Source organism: Streptomyces rimosus subsp. rimosus, assembly GCF_000720725.1.
GTDB lineage: Bacteria > Actinomycetota > Actinomycetes > Streptomycetales > Streptomycetaceae > Streptomyces > Streptomyces rimosus_A.
In genome coordinates, this window is sequence record NZ_JOCQ01000009.1 from 52,139 (window position 1) to 68,410 (window position 16,272).

Sequence of the window (16,272 nt, forward strand, 5' to 3'; positions counted from 1 at the left end):
GCCCGCTCACCCGGGGACGCGCTCGACGGCGAGCAGCGCCGCGTCGTCCCGCAGTTCCCCGCCCGTGTGCCGGACCAGGTCCGCGCGGAGCCCGTCGGCCAGGTCGTCCAGCGGCGCGGCGGCCCGCTCCGCGACCCGCTCGGCGAAGGGAAGGAAGCGCCCCGCCGCATCGCGCGCCTCGGTGAACCCGTCGGTGTACAGCACCAGCCGCTCCCCCGCCCGGAACGGCAGCGTATGGACCGCGTGCCCGGCGCCCACCAGGTCGGCCATGCCGATCGGGGCACCGGGCCGCTCCGGCGGGCAGACCCGTACCCGCCCGTCCCGGACCAGCAGGGGTTCCGGGTGCCCGCAGTGGACCACCCGGGCCACCGGCCCGGACGGGATCTCCACCAGCAGGGCGGTGGCGAACCGTTCGGGTGTCTCCGCGCCCGGCAGCCGCGCAATGTGCCGCCGCGCGTCGCCCTCCAGCCGCCGGGCCACCTCACTCAGCGTCTCTTCCTCGTACGCCGCTTCGCGGAACGCGCGCAGCAGCACCGCCGACGCCTCCACCGCGAGCATCCCCTTGGCGCGTACGTCGCCGATGAGCAGCCGGGTGCCGTACGGGCTGCGCACCGCGTCGTAGAGATCGCCGCCGCTGCGGGGCGCGGTCCGGGCCGGGAGGTAGGTGCCGCGCAGGCGCAGGTCCCCGATCCGGCCGGGGAGCGGCCGCAGCAGGACCCGCTGCGCGGTCGCGGCCGAGGTGTCCGCCCGGTTCAGCGCGCGCCGTCGCCGCTGCCGTACCGCCTCGCCGACGACGGCCACCGGCGCGACGGCCAGTGCCGTACACACTGCCGCTTCGGACACCGGCCCGGTGGTGAGCCGATTCGGCGAGCCGATCGACACGGCCACGATGGCCAGGACGAACAGGGCGAAGGCCAGGACGAACAGCGCGCGCGGCAGCAGGAGCGCGCACCGGGTGCGGGTGTGTCCGGCAGGATGCTCAGCGGTGCCGGGCATCAGCTTGCGCATGGGTCTCTTCCCTGGTTTCCCCGGCAACGACGGTGAGTTCGGCGGTGGCGGTACGGCTCCGGGGCGCACGCGCCGTACGGTGGCGCCCGCCCGCCACGTGCTGGAGCGACCGGTCGAGGAGCATCAGAAGGCGGCACTCGGCCAGCCGTGCGTCCAGGCTGTCGTGCCGGTCGCCGCAGCGTTCGGCGAGTTCCCGCCAGACGCGGCGGGTGGCGGGCAGGACGGGGTGCGGGCTGCCGCCCCGGCAGCCGCGGACGCACAGGGCCAGACAGGTCAGCAGCCGCCCGTACCCGGCCCGGAACTCCTGGTCCCAGGCGTCGGTCCGCGCTGTGCCGTACGGATCAGGCGCCACGGCGGCCGGGCGTTGCGCCGCAAGGTCGTCGAGCGCCGCGACGACCGCCTCCGCGTCGTGCGCGACGCGCTCCAGGCTCTCCAGGACCCGCTGGTCCAGGTGCCAGACGGTGTGCCGGTTCGGCGCGCGCACGTTCCAGCGCAGGCTCTCGTGCGCCTGGCCGAGGGCGCTGCGGGCCTGGGCGGTGAGCTCCGCCAGGCGATCGCGCCAGTCGGGGTCGAGCACATCGTCCGGGTGCCGGGCCTTGCGTACCGCGTCGGCCACCCCGTCCAGCACCCCCGCCAGTTCGGCGCGCAGCCGGTCCAGGGCGGTCTCGGCGGCGCGCAGCCGCAGCGGCGGGGGCAGCAGGGCGTTGAAGAGGACCGCGACGGAGATGCCCACCCCGATCTGCAGCAGGTGCGGCCCGATCTCCCGCGCGTGGCTCGGTCCGAGCAGGAGGACGAACACCGCGGTGATCGGTACGTGCAGGCCGTGCGCGCCCAGCCGTTCGTGCCCGGCGGCCAGCAGGGACAGCAGGAGTACGGCGCTCATGCTCAGCCAGGTCGGCCCGACGAGGACCGCGGCGGGCAGCGCGATCAGCGCGCCGAGGGAGCACCCGGCCGCGTACTGGAGGCCCGCCGTGCAGGACCGGAACACCGTCGGGTGGACGACGAGCAGCGCGGCGACGACCGCCGGGGCGGGCCGCGGCGTCCCCCACACGCTGGAGCACAGCTGCCAGGCCAGGGCGGCCGCGACGCTCGCGCGGACCGCGACCAGCCACCGTACGGCCCAGGGCCCGTCCCGCAGGCGCGCCGGGCGCACGGCACCCGCCCAGCGCGCCGTCCTCTTCTCCCGCACATGCTCCCCTTCCGTCCGCCGCATCGGCCTTTCCGGCCTTCGATGACGGCCTCCGAGACCATGGTGTGTCCGTCACGTACACGGGTTATGCGGCTCTCGGCGACAAATTATGGGCGCGGCGGGAAAAGGTGCCGTTCGCCTTCCCCGTACCGACGGAAGTCCCACGGACAAGGGGCCCGAAGTCCCGCCGCTCCCTCCCCTCGCGGGGCACCGGAAAAGCAGCAGGCGGATGGATCTGCATTTACCGGCGACGATCACCCCGTTCTCCCCGCACAGAAAAGGGAACCCCATGCGACTGATCAATTACCAGGTGCTGCGCGACCTCGTCCACGAACACCAGCACCTCACCCGGGGCGGCGCCCCGGCAGCCGCCCGCCTCGACGACATCTCCTACACCCTCGGCGTCTACACCGGCCACCGCGACCCGGCCACCGCTCTCCGCGAGGCCCGCCGCCTCCTGCGCGCGCATGACGCGGAATACCGGCGGGCGGCCTGAGCACGGGTCCTGGGCGCACCTGGGCACAGGAAAGGCCCGCCTCCTGCCATATGGCAGGAGGCGGGCCCATCGTCGGTTTCGTCGGCGTTCCTCAATTCACCTCCAGCATCCCCTCCCGCAGGCTCGCGAGAATGCGGGTCAGCAGCCGCGACACCTGCATCTGGGAGATGCCGAGGGATTCACCGATCTGTGTCTGTGTCATCTCCGCACCGAACCGCATGTGCAGAATCCGCCGGTCCCGCTCTTCCAGGCCGTCCAGCAGCGGTTTGAGCGCCTGGATGTTCTCGGCCTTTTCCAGGGCGGGGTCCTCGCCGCCCAGGCGCGCGGCCAGGGTTCCGCCCGCGGAATGCGCGTCGCCCTCCTCCGGCGGCGCGTCGAGGGAATCGGCGGAGTACCCGTTTCCGGCGTACAGGCCCTCGATGACCTCTTCCTGGTCCATTTCCAGGTACCGGGCCAGTTCCGAGGTGGTGGGCGCGCGGTTCAGTTCATGGGCGAGTTTCTCGCGGGCCCTGGCCAGGTCGATACGGAGTTCCTGGAGGCGGCGCGGTACGTGGACCGCCCAGCTGGTGTCCCGGAAGAACCGCTTGATCTCGCCGACGATGTACGGGACGGCGAAGGCGCTGAACGGGGTGCCGCGCGCGAGGTCGTACCGGTCGATCGCCTTGATCAGCCCGATCGTGCCGACCTGGACCATGTCCTCGGTCTCCTCGGCCCGGCTGCGGAACCGGCGGACCGCGTAGTGCACCAGGGACAGATTCATCTCGATCAGGCAGTCGCGCGCGTACCCGTGGGCGGCGTCGCCCTCCGGCAGCCCGGCCAGCCGCTCGAAGAAAAGCTGGGACACCTCGCGGGCGTCCTCCGGGGTGACCGCGCCGGCGTCCTCCAGCAGGGGCAGCCCGGCCGGTCCGGTCGCGGATCTCTCCCGTACGGACGTGAGTGCGGTGTTCACGCGGCCACCTTCCCCTCGGCGGCGTCCGAGCGCGGGTGGCGCACGCGGAACCACACCCACTTCCCGGAACGTGTCCGGTCGAAGCCCCAGCCGTCCGCGAGCGCCCCCAGGACCTCCAGGCCCCGGCCGTCCTCGGACAGCGGCCCGTCCCCGTCGCCCGCGGCCATCGGGACCGTTCGGGCGGTGTCCTTGACCGCCGCGAAGAGGCTGCCGTCCGCCTCCCCGATCAGCATCAGCGGGATGTCGGGGGCGGCGGAGTGCTGGACGGCGTTGGCCACCACCTCGGACAGGCAGGTCTCGCCGTCGCCGAGCGCGTAGCGGTCGGGGTCCACGACGGCGCAGACCGATTCGCGGGCCAGGCGGGGCGCCTGGAGGTTCGTCGGCAGGCGCATGCGCAGGGCGCGTACGCAGGAGTCGGCCGGGGCTTCGGGCAGGGACATCGTGCGGGCCTTCCTTCGGGTTCCGCGGGCTCCGCTCCGGATTCCGCGGTTGGTGTCCGGCACCCTCGGTGTGCCCGCCGGGGCACGCGAAACCCGGGGCTTGTGTCCCCGCGTGCGGGACCTAGGACCCGGCCGCGGGCCCGCCCGTCGTCACCCCGGAACGCGCCTGGGGCCCGTACGCGGTGTGCGTACGGGCCCCAGGTTTCACGGGTGCGGCACGGCCCCACCGTGCCGCACCCGGCGGGGTCAGCCCTTGCGGGCCTTGACCTCGTCGGTGAGGGCCGGGACGACCTCGAACAGGTCGCCGACCACGCCGTAGTCGACCAGGTCGAAGATCGGCGCCTCGGCGTCCTTGTTGATGGCGACGATGGTCTTCGAGGTCTGCATGCCGGCCCGGTGCTGGATCGCGCCGGAGATGCCGGCGGCGATGTACAGCTGCGGGGAGACCGACTTGCCGGTCTGGCCGACCTGGTTGGTGTGCGGGTACCAGCCCGCGTCCACCGCGGCGCGCGAGGCGCCGACGGCCGCGCCGAGCGAGTCGGCGAGGGCCTCGATGACCGGGAAGTTCTCGGCGCCGTTGACGCCGCGGCCACCGGAGACCACGATCGCGGCCTCGGTGAGGTCCGGGCGGCCGGTGGACTCGCGCGGGGTGCGCGAGACGACCTTGGTGCCCTTGGAGGACTCGGCCACGGTCACCGCGAGCTGCTCGACCGTACCGGCGGCCGGCGCGGCCTCCGGGGCCGCGGAGTTGGGCTTGACGGTGATGACCGGGGTGCCCTTGGTGATGCGGGACTTGGTGGTGTACGAGGCCGCGAAGACGGACTGGGTGGCCACCGGGCCCTCGTCGCCGGCCTCCAGGTCGACGGCGTCGGTGATGATGCCGGAGCCGATGCGGACCGCGAGGCGGGCGCCGATCTCCTTGCCCTCCGTGGAGGACGGCAGCAGCACGGCGGCCGGGGAGACGGCCTCGTAGGCGGCCTGGAGCGCGTCGACCTTCGGCGCGACCAGGTAGTCGGCGAACTCCGGCGCGTCGGCGGTCAGGACCTTGACCGCGCCGTGCTCGGCGAGCGTCGTGGCGGCGGTGTCGGCGCCGGGGCCGAGGTGCACGGCGACCGGCTCGCCGATGCGGCGGGCGAGGGTGAGCAGTTCGAGGGTGGGCTTGCGGACGGCGCCGTCCACGTGGTCGACGTAGACAAGGACTTCAGCCATGGGATTGCTCTCCTGCGGGAAGAATGAGGGCGGTGGGAAAGGCGGGCTTGCCGGGGCTCAGATGAACTTCTGGCCCGCGAGGAACTCGGCGAGCTGCTTGCCGCCCTCGCCCTCGTCCTTGACGATCGTGCCCGCGGTGCGGGCCGGACGCTCGGCCGCCTCGTCGACCTTGGTCCAGGCGCCCTCCAGGCCGACCTCGTCCGCCTCGATGTCCAGGTCGTCCAGGTCCAGGGACTCCACCGGCTTCTTCTTGGCGGCCATGATGCCCTTGAAGGACGGGTAACGGGCCTCGCCGGACTGGTCGGTGACCGACACGACGGCCGGCAGCGACGCCTCCAGCTGCTCGGTGGCGGTGTCGCCGTCCCGGCGGCCCTTGACCGTGCCGCCCTCGACGGAGACCTCGGACAGCTGCGTCACCTGCGGCACGCCCAGCCGCTCGGCGAGCAGCGCGGGCAGCACGCCCATCGTGCCGTCGGTGGAGGCCATACCGCAGACGACCAGGTCGTAGCCGGTCTTCTCGATGGCCTTGGCGAGTACCAGGGAGGTGCCGAGCGCGTCGGTGCCGTGCAGGTCGTCGTCCTCGACGTGCACGCCCTTGTCGGCGCCCATCGACAGGGCCTTGCGCAGCGCGTCGTTGGCGTCCTCGGGGCCGACGGTCAGGACCGTGATCTCCGCGTCGTCGTCGGCGGCTTCCTTGATCTGCAGGGCCTGCTCGACCGCGTACTCGTCGAGCTCCGAGAGCAGGCCGTCCACGTCGTCGCGGTCGACGGTCAGGTCCTCGGCGAAGTGCCGGTCGCCGGTGGCGTCGGGCACGTACTTCACACAGACAACGATCCTCAGGCTCACGCCGGCTCTCCTACCTGCTTCGACTCTTCCGAACTGCCTTGTGCTGGCAGCATAGGCGCCTGTTGGGGCGGCTTCCGGCCGGATGGGGTTCCCGCGCCGACCGAAATATTACTCGCCAGTACACCCACCCCTTTCCCCGGAAGCAAGGCCGTTGAACTGTGACGTTGCCAACGGATACGGATGGGGCGCGGGAGCCGCCGACACGGAACCGGCGGGCCGCGCGAAGCGTTGAGCCGGCCGCGCGGGGAGCCCGGCGGGGCTCAGTCGCGCAGCGCGTTGAAGCGGCCCTCGTGGTACAGCAGCGGACGGCTGCGCCCGGCCGTCCCGGCGTAGCCCTCCGGGTCGCCCTCGACGACCTTCCCGAGCACGATCCGGTGGTCACCGGCGGGCACCCGGGCCACCACCTCGCACACCAGCCACGCCAGCACACCGTCCAGCAGCGGCACGCCGTGCGGCCCCGGACGCCAGGAGGTCGGCGGGGCGAAGCGGTCGGCGCCGCTGCGCGCGAACGTGGTGGCCAGCTCCCGCTGGTGCTCGCCGAGTATGTGGACGCCGATGTGGCCGGCCTCGGAGACCGCGGGCCAGCAGGAGGAGCCGGTGCTGATGCCGAAGGAGAGCAGGGGCGGGTCGGCGGCCACCGAGGTCAGCGAGGTGGCGGTGAAGCCGGCCGGGCGGCCGCCGGGCGCGGTGATCACGGCGACGCCGGCGGCGTGCTGCCGGAAGACGGAGCGCAGCAGGTCGGGAGTGGCGGCACGGGGCGTACCGAGGTCGGTCGGTACCGTCATGATGGTGTCCTTCTGCCGTGGGGACCGGGCCGGCGCGGCGCCGTCACCGGCACCGCGGAAGTCGTCGCCGCTCACGTACGGGGACAGCGCTCGCCGACGGCGTACGGAGGGTCCGCGGGCGCGCGTCCGTGAAGAAGGGGTCCTGGCCGCATGACGTCACCCTGACGATGCGTGTGGCGGGCAGTCAAGTAACGCCGGAAATCTGGGAGATCAATCACGGACGGCGGCCCCCAGCGCTGCGATGACGTCGGCCTTGCGGGGCTGTCCGGCCGCGCGGCGCACCAGCGTGCCGTCACCGTCGAGCACCAGCACCGTGGGCGTGCGCTCGATGCGCAGCATCCGTACGAGGTCCAGGTGCGCCTCGGCGTCGATCTCGACGTGGGCCACCCCGTCCACCATGTCCGCCACCTCGGCCAGGGTGCGCCGGGTGGCCCGGCAGGGCTGGCAGAAGGCGCTGGAGAACTGCACGAGCGTGGCCCGCTCCCCCAGCTCCGCGCCCACCGCGGCGGCTCCCAGCCGCGTCCCCACGTCCTGCCCTCGCAAACCTCACCCTCCCGTTCACGTACCCGGCCCTGCTGTCGTCCGGTGCAGCGTCCGCGGGGCCGCAATCATTCCCGTGGCCGGGGTGCCCCGTATACCGCCCGGGATGCCCGGTGTACCGTCCGCGGTGAGGGGAAATCGCTCCAGGTGACCACCACGTGACGAGGATCTCCCGGCGGCGGGGGCCCGTACGGTGGCCCCCGGGCCGCGGATCGGGCACGATCTCCCGAAAGCCGCATACTTACGGCTGCGTAACGTCTTCGCCGGGAGAACCCTCCCCAGGCACAGAAAAGGGGTCCCCGACATGGCAGAGCTCGTCTACCCGCCCGTCATCGGCGCCGCCCGTGCGGCGTTCAAGGCGCTCGACCTCAAGTTCGACATCGCCGGGGCCGACCACATACCCCGGCGCGGCGGCGCGGTCCTGGTGAGCAACCACATCGGATACCTGGATTTCATCTTCTGCGGCCTGGCCGCCCGCCCGGCCAAGCGCCTGGTGCGCTTCATGGCGAAGGAGTCGGTCTTCCGGCACAAGGTGTCGGGGCCGCTGATGCGCGCGATGAAGCACATCCCGGTGGACCGCACGCAGGGCGTCCACGCCTACAAGCACGCGCTGAGCGCGCTGCGCGGCGGGGAGATCATCGGGGTCTTCCCGGAGGCGACGATCTCGGAGTCCTTCACGCTCAAGACCTTCAAGTCGGGTGCGGCCCGGCTGGCGCAGGAGGCGGGCGTGCCGCTGCTACCGATGGCGCTGTGGGGCACCCAGCGGCTGTGGACCAAGGGGCACAAGCGGGACCTGGGCCGCAACCACTTCCCGATCACCATCCGGGTCGGCGAGCCGGTGGAGGCGTCGCCGGACGAGCAGACCGAGAAGATCACCGACCGGCTGCGGTCCCGCGTGCAGGACCTGCTGGAGGCGGCGCAGCGCGCGTATCCGGTACGCCCCAAGGGCCCGGAGGACACCTGGTGGGTCCCGGCGCACCTCGGGGGCACGGCACCGGCGCCGGGCGCCACGGCCTGACCCGGCGGGGGCCGCGGCTCAGCCGAAGAGCCGCGGCTCCCCCACCTCGACGCGCGCGTCGGGGCAGGTCTTCTCCAGCGCCTCGGCGAGTTCGGCCGCCGCGGCGGTCAGTTCCGCAGCGGTCATCGGCGCCATCCGCTCCAGCAGGAACAGCGCGTTCACGGAGGAGTCGGTGAGCCGCGTGCGTACGCCCTGACGCCAGTTCCAGCGGCGGCAGGTCACCCCCTCACCGTCGCACCACACCACCTCGCCGGGCTCCGGGTGCTCGATCACCCGCTCGCCGCCGGCCGCGGTCACGAACGGCTCCGCGCCGGTGGCCCGCACCAGCCGCATACCGCCCCGGATGTGGTCCAGGTCCTCGCCGCCGACCGGGATCAGGTGGGCCACGCTGATCGCGTTGTAGAGGTCGACGAGGCGGTTGATGCGCGGCAGCCCGCCGTCCGCGAGGGCCCGCTTGGCCAGCGCCTCGGCCGAGTTGCGGGTACGGGACGGCTTGGTGCCGAAGGCGGTGTACGCGGCGCGCCAGGCGGCGATGTGCGGGTCGTCCTGCGGCGCCCGGCCGTCCAGCCGCTCCGCGAGCCGCCGGGCGGCGGCGTCCAGCAGCGCCGAAGAGGCTTCGTCGCTGGGCCCGTTGGTCAGGCCGTACGCCTCGACGGCGACGTAGCCGAAGCCGGGCGCGAGGGCGCGTACCTCGTCGGAGACGTGCAGGGGGAGAGTCATCGTCACGTGCCTCGGGGATCGTCGGGCGGAAGCACCGGGCGGCGGGGACGCGGCCGCCACGGGCTTCGGGACCGGTCGGCGGCCTCCGGGAGGCATTGGAGCACAGCGGGTCATGGTTCAGCAAACCGTACTGGACGGTCCAGTGCACTGCACTGCGCTGGACAGCGCGGCACTGCGTACCGCATGACGCCGCGCCTGGCGGATGACCGCGGTCATCCGCCAGGCGCGGCGCTCACCGTGCGGCCTACCGCCGCATTTCCTCCCGCAGAGCCTCCACCAGCCCGTCCACGTCCTCCACCGTCGTGTCGAAGGAGCACATCCAGCGGACGTCACCGGCCGCCTCGTCCCAGAAGTAGAAGCGGTAGCGCTTCTGGAGGCGCTCGGTGACGTCGTGCGGCAGGCGCGCGAAGACGGCATTGGCCTGCACCGGGTAGAGGATCTCCACGCCGTCGACCGTGCGGACGCCGGCGGCGAGGCGCTTGGCCATCGTGTTGGCGTGCCGGGCGTTGCGCAGCCACAGGTCGCGGGCCAGCAGGGCCTCGAACTGCGCGGATATGAAGCGCATCTTGGAGGCCAGCTGCATGGACATCTTGCGTACGTGCTTCATCGCGCGCACCGCGTCCGGGTTGATGACCACCACGGCCTCGCCGAACAGGGCGCCGTTCTTCGTGCCGCCGAGGGAGAGCACGTCCACCCCGACCGCGTTCGTGAACGCCCGCATCGGGACGTCCAGCGACGCCGCCGCGTTGGCGATCCGCGACCCGTCCAGGTGCACGAGCATGTTGCGCTCGTGGGCGTGCTCGCAGATGGCCCGCACCTCGTCGGGGGTGTAGACCGTGCCCAGCTCGGTGTTCTGGGTGATCGAGACGACCTGCGGCATGGCGCGGTGCTCGTCGTCCCAGCCGTACGCCTGCCGGTCGATCAGCTCGGGCGTGAGCTTGCCGTCCTCGGTCGGTACGGTCAGCAGCTTCAGCCCGCCGACGCGTTCGGGAGCGCCGCACTCGTCGACGTGGATGTGCGCGCTCTCGGCGCAGATCACCGCGCCCCAGCGGTCGGTCATCGCCTGGAGGGCGACCACGTTGGCGCCGGTGCCGTTGAAGACCGGGAACGCCTCGGCGGTCTGCCCGAAGTGGCTGCGGATGACACGCTGGAGGTGTTCGGTGTACTGGTCCTCGCCGTAGGCGACCTGGTGGCCGCCGTTGGCCTGGGCGATGGCCGCCAGCACCTCGGGGTGGACACCCGCGTAGTTGTCGCTGGCGAAGCCGCGCACCGTCGGGTCGTGGCGCCGCTGGGCGTCGGTCCGCCGTTCGGTCACGCTTCGGGGGTCAGCCACAGACGCTTTCCATTCACTTCCTGGGCGGGCCGCTCCCAGACGCCGCTGACGGCCTGGGCCAGGTCCTTGACGTCCGTGAAGCCCGCGAACTTGGCATTCGGGCGCTCGGCGCGCATCTGGTCGTTGACGAGCGCCTTGACCACCAGGATGGCAGCCGCCGCCTTCGGCCCTTCCTCGCCCCCGGACTTGCGGAAGGCGTCGCCGAGGGCCAGCGTCCAGGCCTCGGCGGCGGCCTTGGACGCGGAGTACGCGGCGTTGCCGGCCGTCGGCTTGCTCGCGCCCGCCGCGCTGACCAGCAGGAACCGGCCGTTGCCGGACCGCTCCAGCGCGGCCTGGAAGGCCAGCGAGGTGTGCTGGACCGTACGGATGAGGAGCTTTTCCAGCAGGTCCCAGTCCGCGAGGTCGGTCTCCGCGAACGACGCGGAGCCGCGCCAGCCGCCGACCAGGTGCACCAGCCCGTCGATGCGGCCGAACTCCTTCTCCGTACGGTCGGCCCAGGCGCGCGTCGCGTCGAGGTCCAGCAGATCGACGGTGTCGCCGGTGACGGTCGCGCCGCCGTGCGCGTACCGCGCGGCGTCCACGGCCTCCGCCAGCCGCGCGGCGTCCGCGTCCGCGGCCACCACGGTCGCGCCCGCCTCGGCCAGCCGCAGCAGCGTCGCCCGCCCCGCGGGGCCCGCCGCCCCGGCCACCGCGATGACCGCGCCTTCCAGTGGCCCCTGGCCGTTGGTCGCAGTACTCATGTCCCTCGTCTCCTCGTGCTCCGGCCTGCCCTGGGTGCCGCCGGCGCTCACACCGCCACCGGCACGTCGCTGTGGGCCGTGATGCCCTTCGTGGAGGCAATCACGCCGCGCAGTTTCTTGGCGAGGGCCTCGTAGAACATGCTGAGCGGAAATTCGTCCGGCAGGACGTCGTCGACGAGCTTGCGCGGCGGCTTGTCGAGGTCGAGCGCGTCCGGTCCCTTGGCCCAGACGGAGCCGGGGTGCGGGGCGAGGTAGGTCGAGACGAGGTCGTAGGCGGCGAACCAGTGGACCAGCTTGGGCCGGTCGATGCCGTCCCGGTACAGCTTCTCGATCTCGCCGCACAGCTGGTTGGTGACCTGCGGGGCCCGCTCCCAGTCGATGTGCAGGGTGTTGTCCGTCCAGCGTACGACGTCGTGCCGGTGCAGGTAGGCGAAGAGCAGCTGGCCGCCGAGGCCGTCGTAGTTGCGCACCCGGTCACCGGTGACGGGGAAGCGGAACAGCCGGTCGAAGATGACCGCGTACTGGACGTCGCGGGCCTGGCGCACGCCCTCCGCCTCCAGCTTCACGGCCTCCTTGAAGGCGGTCAGGTCGCAGCGCAGCTCCTCCAGGCCGTACATCCAGAACGGCTGCCGCTGCTTGATCATGAAGGGGTCGAAGGGCAGGTCGCCGTGGCTGTGGGTGCGGTCGTGGACCATGTCCCACAGGACGAACGCCTCCTGGCAGCGCTGCTGGTCGGCGAGCATGCCGCGGATGTCGTCGGGCAGTTCGACGCCCAGCGTCGCCACCGCGGCCTCGCTGACCCGGCGGAAGCGGGCGGCCTCGCGGTCGCAGAAGATGCCGCCCCAGGTGAAGCGCTCGGGCGCCTCGCGCACGGCGATGGTCTCGGGGAAGAGGACCGCGGAGTTGGTGTCGTATCCGGCGGTGAAGTCCTCGAAGGTGATGCCGCAGAACAGCGGGTTGTCGTAGCGGGTGCGCTCCAGGTCGGCCAGCCACTCGGGCCAGACCATGCGCAGCACGACCGCCTCGAAGTTGCGGTCCGGGTTGCCGTTCTGCGTGTACATGGGGAAGACGACCAGGTGCTGGAGGCCGTCGGAGCGCTGCCGCGCGGGGTGGAAAGCCAGCAGGGAGTCGAGGAAGTCCGGTACGGCGAAGCCGCCGTCGGCCCAGCGGCGCAGGTCCGCGACGAGCGCCCGGTGGTAGGCGGCGTCGTGCGGGACCAGCGGCGCCAGCTCCTCGATGGCCGATATCGCGCGCTCGACCTCGCGCCGAACGGTGCCGGCGGCGGGCGCGCCCTCGGCGGCGAGGTCGACCGAGCCGTCCTGGGACTGCCACGGGCGGATGGTCTCGATGGCGTCCTTCAGCACCGGCCACGCCGGGTGCTGCACCACACGCTCTGCGGTGGCGGTGGCGCCTGGGGCACCCACAGGCGAAAGAATTTCCGTCATGACTACCCTCCGGCAGGAGATCCTGTTGTGCGGACACGGTATCCAGGGGGTCTTCGACTTCTCAAGAGCCACAGAGGAAATTGTTCTGCCGTACCCCCATGGTCACGCACCTTTTTCCTGCCTGCCGGAGAAGATGCGGAAGTTTCTGTCCGGTGGGACCATGCCTGCCGCGCATCCTGCAGCACGTACCCGGGATCGGCCGCCGTATACGGGGCCGGGCGCGGCGACTACGGACGCGGGACGCTCAGCAGCGGTCGGACTGTGGTCGGGAAGCGGCCTGATCCGGTCGAATTCCGGCCGCCCGTCGGGCGGCCGCCCCGGTCCCCGGCTGTTGTCCCTGACCGGTTCCGTGCTCCGGAGGACTCCTGGGGCGAGGCCGGCCATGCCACCGTACGGGCGCGTCAGCACCCGGTGGACTCGCCCACGCACGGGTGACCCCGACGCGGCGCCGGACACCCCGGACGGATCGGACGGTGCCGCCCGGCCCACTGCGCCCACGGCGCGCGGACACCCGTACCGGCCCCGGATTTCCACGGCTCCCCCGGCGCCCGCCCCGGATGTGGCAAGCCCCCGTTCCGGCCATGTCACCGGGCTGTCCGACATCGGTTCCGCGCTTCCGGGTGCCCGTTAGGCTGTGCGCCGTTTCGAGAGCAGCCGGTGGTCCACGCGCGGCGCAGGCGGGGCAGCCGTGTCCGGCGGACGGCACCGGTCCGGCAGCACACCGACAGAAACGAGGCAGCCTTGTCCTTTCTCACCATCGGACACCGCGGGATGATGGGCGTCGAGCCGGAGAACACCCTGCGCTCGTTCGTCCGCGCCGAACGCGAGGGTCTCGACGTCATCGAGCTGGACCTGCACCTGAGCAAGGACGGCGCGCTCGTGGTCATGCACGACGCGGACCTGGACCGCACGACCGACGGGACGGGACCGGTCGCCGACCGCACCCTCGCCGAGCTGCGCGACCTGGACGCGGGCTACGGCGAGCGCGTCCCGGTGTTCGAGGAGATCGTGGACGCGGTGCGGGCGCCCCTCCAGGCGGAGATCAAGGACGTGGCCGCCGCCCGGGCGCTCGTGGACGTGCTGCGCGCCCGCGACCTGACCGCCCGGGTCGAGGTGATCTCCTTCCACGACGCGGCGCTGGCCACCGTCGGCGAGCTGCTGCCCGGCGTACGGACCGCGCTGGTCGCCGAGCACTACGGCACCGACGTGGTGGACCGCGCGCTGGCCGTCGGCGCCTCGGCGCTCTCGCTCGACATCCGCCGGCTCACCCTGGAGCTGGTGGAGCGGGCGCACGCGGCGGACCTGCGCGTCCTGGGCTGGACCGTGAACACCCACGACGAGCTGCGGCTCAGCCGCGGGCTCGGGCTGGACGGTGTGATCACCGACTTCCCCGAGATCCGGCGGGCGGTGCGGTTCACGGCGTGAGGCGGGTCTGCGGCGGTCCGTCCCGCGGTGCTAGTCGAGCGTCTTGACCAGCAGCTCGAACTCCAGGTCGGCGCGCTGCGGAATGCCGAACCGCTCGTCGCCGTAGGGGAACGGGAACATCGTGCCGGTACGCCGGTACCCGCGGCGCTCGTACCAGGCGATCAGGTCGGAGCGCTGCCGGATGACGGTCATCCGCATCTCGGCGGCGTTCCACCGGGCGCGGGCGGTGCGCTCCGCCTCCGCCATGACGACCTTGCCGAGGCCGCCGCCCTGGCGGGTCGGGCGGACCGCGAACATGCCGAAGTACACGTGGTCGCCGCGGTGTTCGAGCTGGCAGCAGGCGACCAGGTCGCCCGCGTTCTCGGCGACCAGCAGCACGCTGTCCGGGGCGCCGACCACGGCCGCGACACCCTCCGGATCGGTGCGCTGCCCCTCCAGCAGGTCCGCCTCGGTGGTCCAGCCGGCGCGGCTGGCGTCGCCGCGGTAGGCGGACTCGATCAGCGCGACGAGCGCCGGGACGTCGGCCTCGGTGGCGGCTCGGTAGGTCAGCTCGACGGTCGTCATGGGCGGACGTCCTTTCCGGTGGCTCGGCGCGGCGGTACGGACCGGGGTGCGGGGCGGTGCACGCGTACGGCCGTACCGGAGGCTAACAAGAGCCACGGGCCCGCCGCCCGGCCCGGTCCGCGCGCGACGACTCGGGCGGGCGGGTTCCGGCCCCGCGGCCGTGGTCCGCGGGCCCGGCGGCGTAGGGTCCGCAGCATGGTGCATGTACTGAGCAGCAGGGTGCTGGTGCGGCCGTCCGACCCCGAGCGGTCGCGGGAGTTCTACGGGCGCGCGCTGGGCCTGGAGGTCTACCGCGAATTCGGTACCGGCCCCGAACGCGGCACGGTGTATTTCCTCGGCGGCGGCTTCCTGGAGGTCTCCGGCCGCTCCTCAGAACCCCCTACCGCCACGCTCCAGCTGTGGCTCCAGGTCGCCGATGCCGCCGCCGCGCACGAGGAGCTGAAGGCCGGCGGCGTGGAGATCCTGCGCCCGCCGGTCCAGGAGCCGTGGGGCCTGATCGAGATGTGGATCGCGGACCCGGACGGCCACCGGATCGTGCTGACGGAGGTCCCGGCGGACCATCCGCTGCGCTACCGCCCCGGCATCTGAGGGCGTCGGCGGACCACGTCCGTACCCACGGCCTCCTCCCTGGTCGCCGCGCTCCCCTCTTGCGCCCGTGCGCTCCCCGTTCCCCGTTTCCGGCGGGCGTTCCCGGGCCGCCCGCGGGGCACCATGCGGCTGTACCGGGCTCCGCGTGACGGCGCGCACTGTGCGCGTGTCCCGCACGCGACCGCCGTACGGGCTTGCGGGGAGGACGCCGTGCACGGACCGCCATGGGTCGGCTGGCTGCTGGTGTTGTTGTGCACCGGGGCGGGCGCGTACTGCCTGTCGAGTGTGCGCCGGGGTACGGCCGCGCAGCGCCGGGAAGCGCGCGGCGAGGCGCTGATGGGGCTCGGCATGGCGGTGATGGCCTTGCCCGCTGCCACGGTGGCACAGCCGTCCTGGACGCCGTGGGTGTTCGCCGTCGTCTTCGGCACGGCGGGCCTGTGGGCGCTGCTGCGGCGCCACCCGCACCACGCGGTGGGGGCGGCGGCGATGGTCTACATGGCGCTGGCGATGGTGGCCGTCCCCGGCGGCGGCCCGCTGAGCGGCGGGCACGCAGCGCACACAGAAGGCATGGAGGGGATGGATTCCATGGGGCCTGGCGGGCTGCCGCTGCTCACCGGGCTGCTGCTGGCGTACTACGCCGTGTACGTCGTAGCCGCGGGGGTACGGCTGGCTCCCTCGGCCGCTCCGGCTACGGCGGACGCCGTGGCCGCGCCCGTGCGGGCCGCGTGGCCGGAGGTGGTGGGCGCGTGCCGGGTCGCGATGGGCATCGGGATGTTCGCGATGCTGTTGGCCCTTTGACGTACCCCGGTCACTTGACATCCTCTCCGGGAGAGCGACACCCCGACCCCGCGCGCGCCAGGGCCGGTTGGGCCGCCGTCCGTCCCTCGCGCACCACCCGCTCCCCCGGTTCCGGTGGTATACGTCACTTCCGGCGCCGTTCCATACCTGGCGGCAGGCGCGCGCTCATAGGCTGACGC

18 protein-coding genes are annotated in these 16,272 nt (G+C 72.9%); 5 read left to right on the forward strand and 13 right to left on the reverse strand.

The window, feature by feature from the left end; genetic code table 11:
- Positions 1 to 6 precede the first annotated feature (6 nt).
- Both IH45_RS0106945 and IH45_RS0106950 read right to left on the reverse strand, forming a co-directional pair.
- Positions 7 to 1,008, reverse strand: coding sequence for a PP2C family protein-serine/threonine phosphatase (locus tag IH45_RS0106945; protein WP_050514598.1), 1,002 nt, complete (start codon positions 1,006 to 1,008; stop codon positions 7 to 9).
- A complete protein-coding gene (locus tag IH45_RS0106950; protein ID WP_158812952.1) occupies positions 980 to 2,197 on the reverse strand; it encodes an FUSC family protein in 1,218 nt (405 codons plus the stop codon). Before IH45_RS0106950 ends, IH45_RS0106945 begins: the two co-directional genes overlap by 29 nt.
- 289 nt (positions 2,198 to 2,486) lie before the next feature.
- Here IH45_RS0106950 and IH45_RS1000000148600 point away from each other — a divergent pair, with 289 nt between their 5' ends.
- Entirely contained in the window at positions 2,487 to 2,693 is a 207-nt protein-coding gene (locus IH45_RS1000000148600) for a DUF5133 domain-containing protein (RefSeq protein WP_030663009.1), read from the forward strand.
- Positions 2,694 to 2,784: 91 nt separating this feature from the next.
- Here the strand turns inward: IH45_RS1000000148600 and IH45_RS0106960 are convergent, their stop codons facing one another.
- The 6 genes from IH45_RS0106960 to IH45_RS0106985 all read right to left on the reverse strand — a co-directional run bounded on the left by IH45_RS0106960 (position 2,785) and on the right by IH45_RS0106985 (position 7,465).
- Complete coding sequence (locus tag IH45_RS0106960) at positions 2,785 to 3,642, reverse strand: RNA polymerase sigma factor SigF (RefSeq protein WP_030663010.1); 858 nt, start codon at positions 3,640 to 3,642, stop codon at positions 2,785 to 2,787.
- Positions 3,639 to 4,082 (reverse strand): ATP-binding protein, encoded by a 444-nt coding sequence (locus tag IH45_RS1000000145080; RefSeq protein ID WP_050514599.1) that lies wholly within the window; start codon positions 4,080 to 4,082, stop codon positions 3,639 to 3,641. The genes IH45_RS0106960 and IH45_RS1000000145080 overlap by 4 nt, the downstream gene beginning before the upstream one ends.
- A 246-nt stretch (positions 4,083 to 4,328) precedes the next feature.
- Positions 4,329 to 5,291, reverse strand: a complete 963-nt coding sequence (locus tag IH45_RS0106970; protein ID WP_030663012.1) for an electron transfer flavoprotein subunit alpha/FixB family protein — start codon at positions 5,289 to 5,291, stop codon at positions 4,329 to 4,331.
- 57 nt (positions 5,292 to 5,348) lie between these two features.
- Positions 5,349 to 6,137, reverse strand: coding sequence for an electron transfer flavoprotein subunit beta/FixA family protein (locus tag IH45_RS0106975; protein ID WP_078897316.1), 789 nt, complete (start codon positions 6,135 to 6,137; stop codon positions 5,349 to 5,351).
- Between the two features lie 260 nt (positions 6,138 to 6,397).
- The gene (locus IH45_RS0106980) at positions 6,398 to 6,922 is read right to left on the reverse strand and encodes a flavin reductase family protein (RefSeq protein ID WP_030663014.1); all 525 of its coding nucleotides are present in this window, start codon (positions 6,920 to 6,922) and stop codon (positions 6,398 to 6,400) included.
- A 210-nt stretch (positions 6,923 to 7,132) separates the two neighbouring features.
- Positions 7,133 to 7,465, reverse strand: a complete 333-nt coding sequence (locus IH45_RS0106985; RefSeq protein ID WP_030663017.1) for a thioredoxin family protein — start codon at positions 7,463 to 7,465, stop codon at positions 7,133 to 7,135.
- A gap of 301 nt (positions 7,466 to 7,766) precedes the next feature.
- Between IH45_RS0106985 and IH45_RS0106990 the strand changes: the two genes are divergently transcribed.
- Entirely contained in the window at positions 7,767 to 8,480 is a 714-nt protein-coding gene (locus IH45_RS0106990; RefSeq protein ID WP_003986781.1) for a lysophospholipid acyltransferase family protein, read from the forward strand.
- 18 nt (positions 8,481 to 8,498) lie between these two features.
- On the opposite strand, the gene IH45_RS0106995 is transcribed toward IH45_RS0106990, so the two are convergent.
- The 4 genes from IH45_RS0106995 to IH45_RS0107010 all read right to left on the reverse strand — a co-directional run bounded on the left by IH45_RS0106995 (position 8,499) and on the right by IH45_RS0107010 (position 12,718).
- On the reverse strand, positions 8,499 to 9,200 hold the full coding sequence (locus IH45_RS0106995) for a B3/B4 domain-containing protein (protein WP_030663020.1): 702 nt from the start codon (positions 9,198 to 9,200) through the stop codon (positions 8,499 to 8,501).
- Between the two features lie 244 nt (positions 9,201 to 9,444).
- Positions 9,445 to 10,533, reverse strand: a complete 1,089-nt coding sequence (locus tag IH45_RS0107000) for a threonine aldolase family protein (RefSeq protein WP_030663022.1) — start codon at positions 10,531 to 10,533, stop codon at positions 9,445 to 9,447.
- Positions 10,512 to 11,273 carry an SDR family NAD(P)-dependent oxidoreductase gene (locus IH45_RS0107005; protein WP_030663025.1) on the reverse strand — a complete coding sequence of 254 codons (762 nt, stop codon included), beginning with the start codon at positions 11,271 to 11,273 and terminating at the stop codon, positions 10,512 to 10,514. The genes IH45_RS0107000 and IH45_RS0107005 overlap by 22 nt, the downstream gene beginning before the upstream one ends.
- A 47-nt stretch (positions 11,274 to 11,320) precedes the next feature.
- Positions 11,321 to 12,718: a DUF6421 family protein gene (locus IH45_RS0107010; RefSeq protein ID WP_030663028.1), complete on the reverse strand. Its 1,398-nt coding sequence runs from the start codon at positions 12,716 to 12,718 to the stop codon at positions 11,321 to 11,323.
- A gap of 741 nt (positions 12,719 to 13,459) precedes the next feature.
- Between IH45_RS0107010 and IH45_RS0107015 the strand changes: the two genes are divergently transcribed.
- A complete protein-coding gene (locus IH45_RS0107015) occupies positions 13,460 to 14,143 on the forward strand; it encodes a glycerophosphodiester phosphodiesterase (protein ID WP_030663031.1) in 684 nt (227 codons plus the stop codon).
- A gap of 30 nt (positions 14,144 to 14,173) precedes the next feature.
- On the opposite strand, the gene IH45_RS0107020 is transcribed toward IH45_RS0107015, so the two are convergent.
- Positions 14,174 to 14,707: a GNAT family N-acetyltransferase gene (locus IH45_RS0107020; protein WP_030663034.1), complete on the reverse strand. Its 534-nt coding sequence runs from the start codon at positions 14,705 to 14,707 to the stop codon at positions 14,174 to 14,176.
- 195 nt (positions 14,708 to 14,902) lie between these two features.
- Between IH45_RS0107020 and IH45_RS0107025 the strand changes: the two genes are divergently transcribed.
- Together IH45_RS0107025 and IH45_RS0107030 are read left to right on the forward strand one after the other, a co-directional pair.
- Complete coding sequence (locus IH45_RS0107025) at positions 14,903 to 15,295, forward strand: VOC family protein (RefSeq protein ID WP_030663037.1); 393 nt, start codon at positions 14,903 to 14,905, stop codon at positions 15,293 to 15,295.
- 210 nt (positions 15,296 to 15,505) lie between these two features.
- On the forward strand, positions 15,506 to 16,093 hold the full coding sequence (locus tag IH45_RS0107030; protein WP_030663040.1) for a DUF5134 domain-containing protein: 588 nt from the start codon (positions 15,506 to 15,508) through the stop codon (positions 16,091 to 16,093).
- Positions 16,094 to 16,272: the final 179 nt, after the last annotated feature.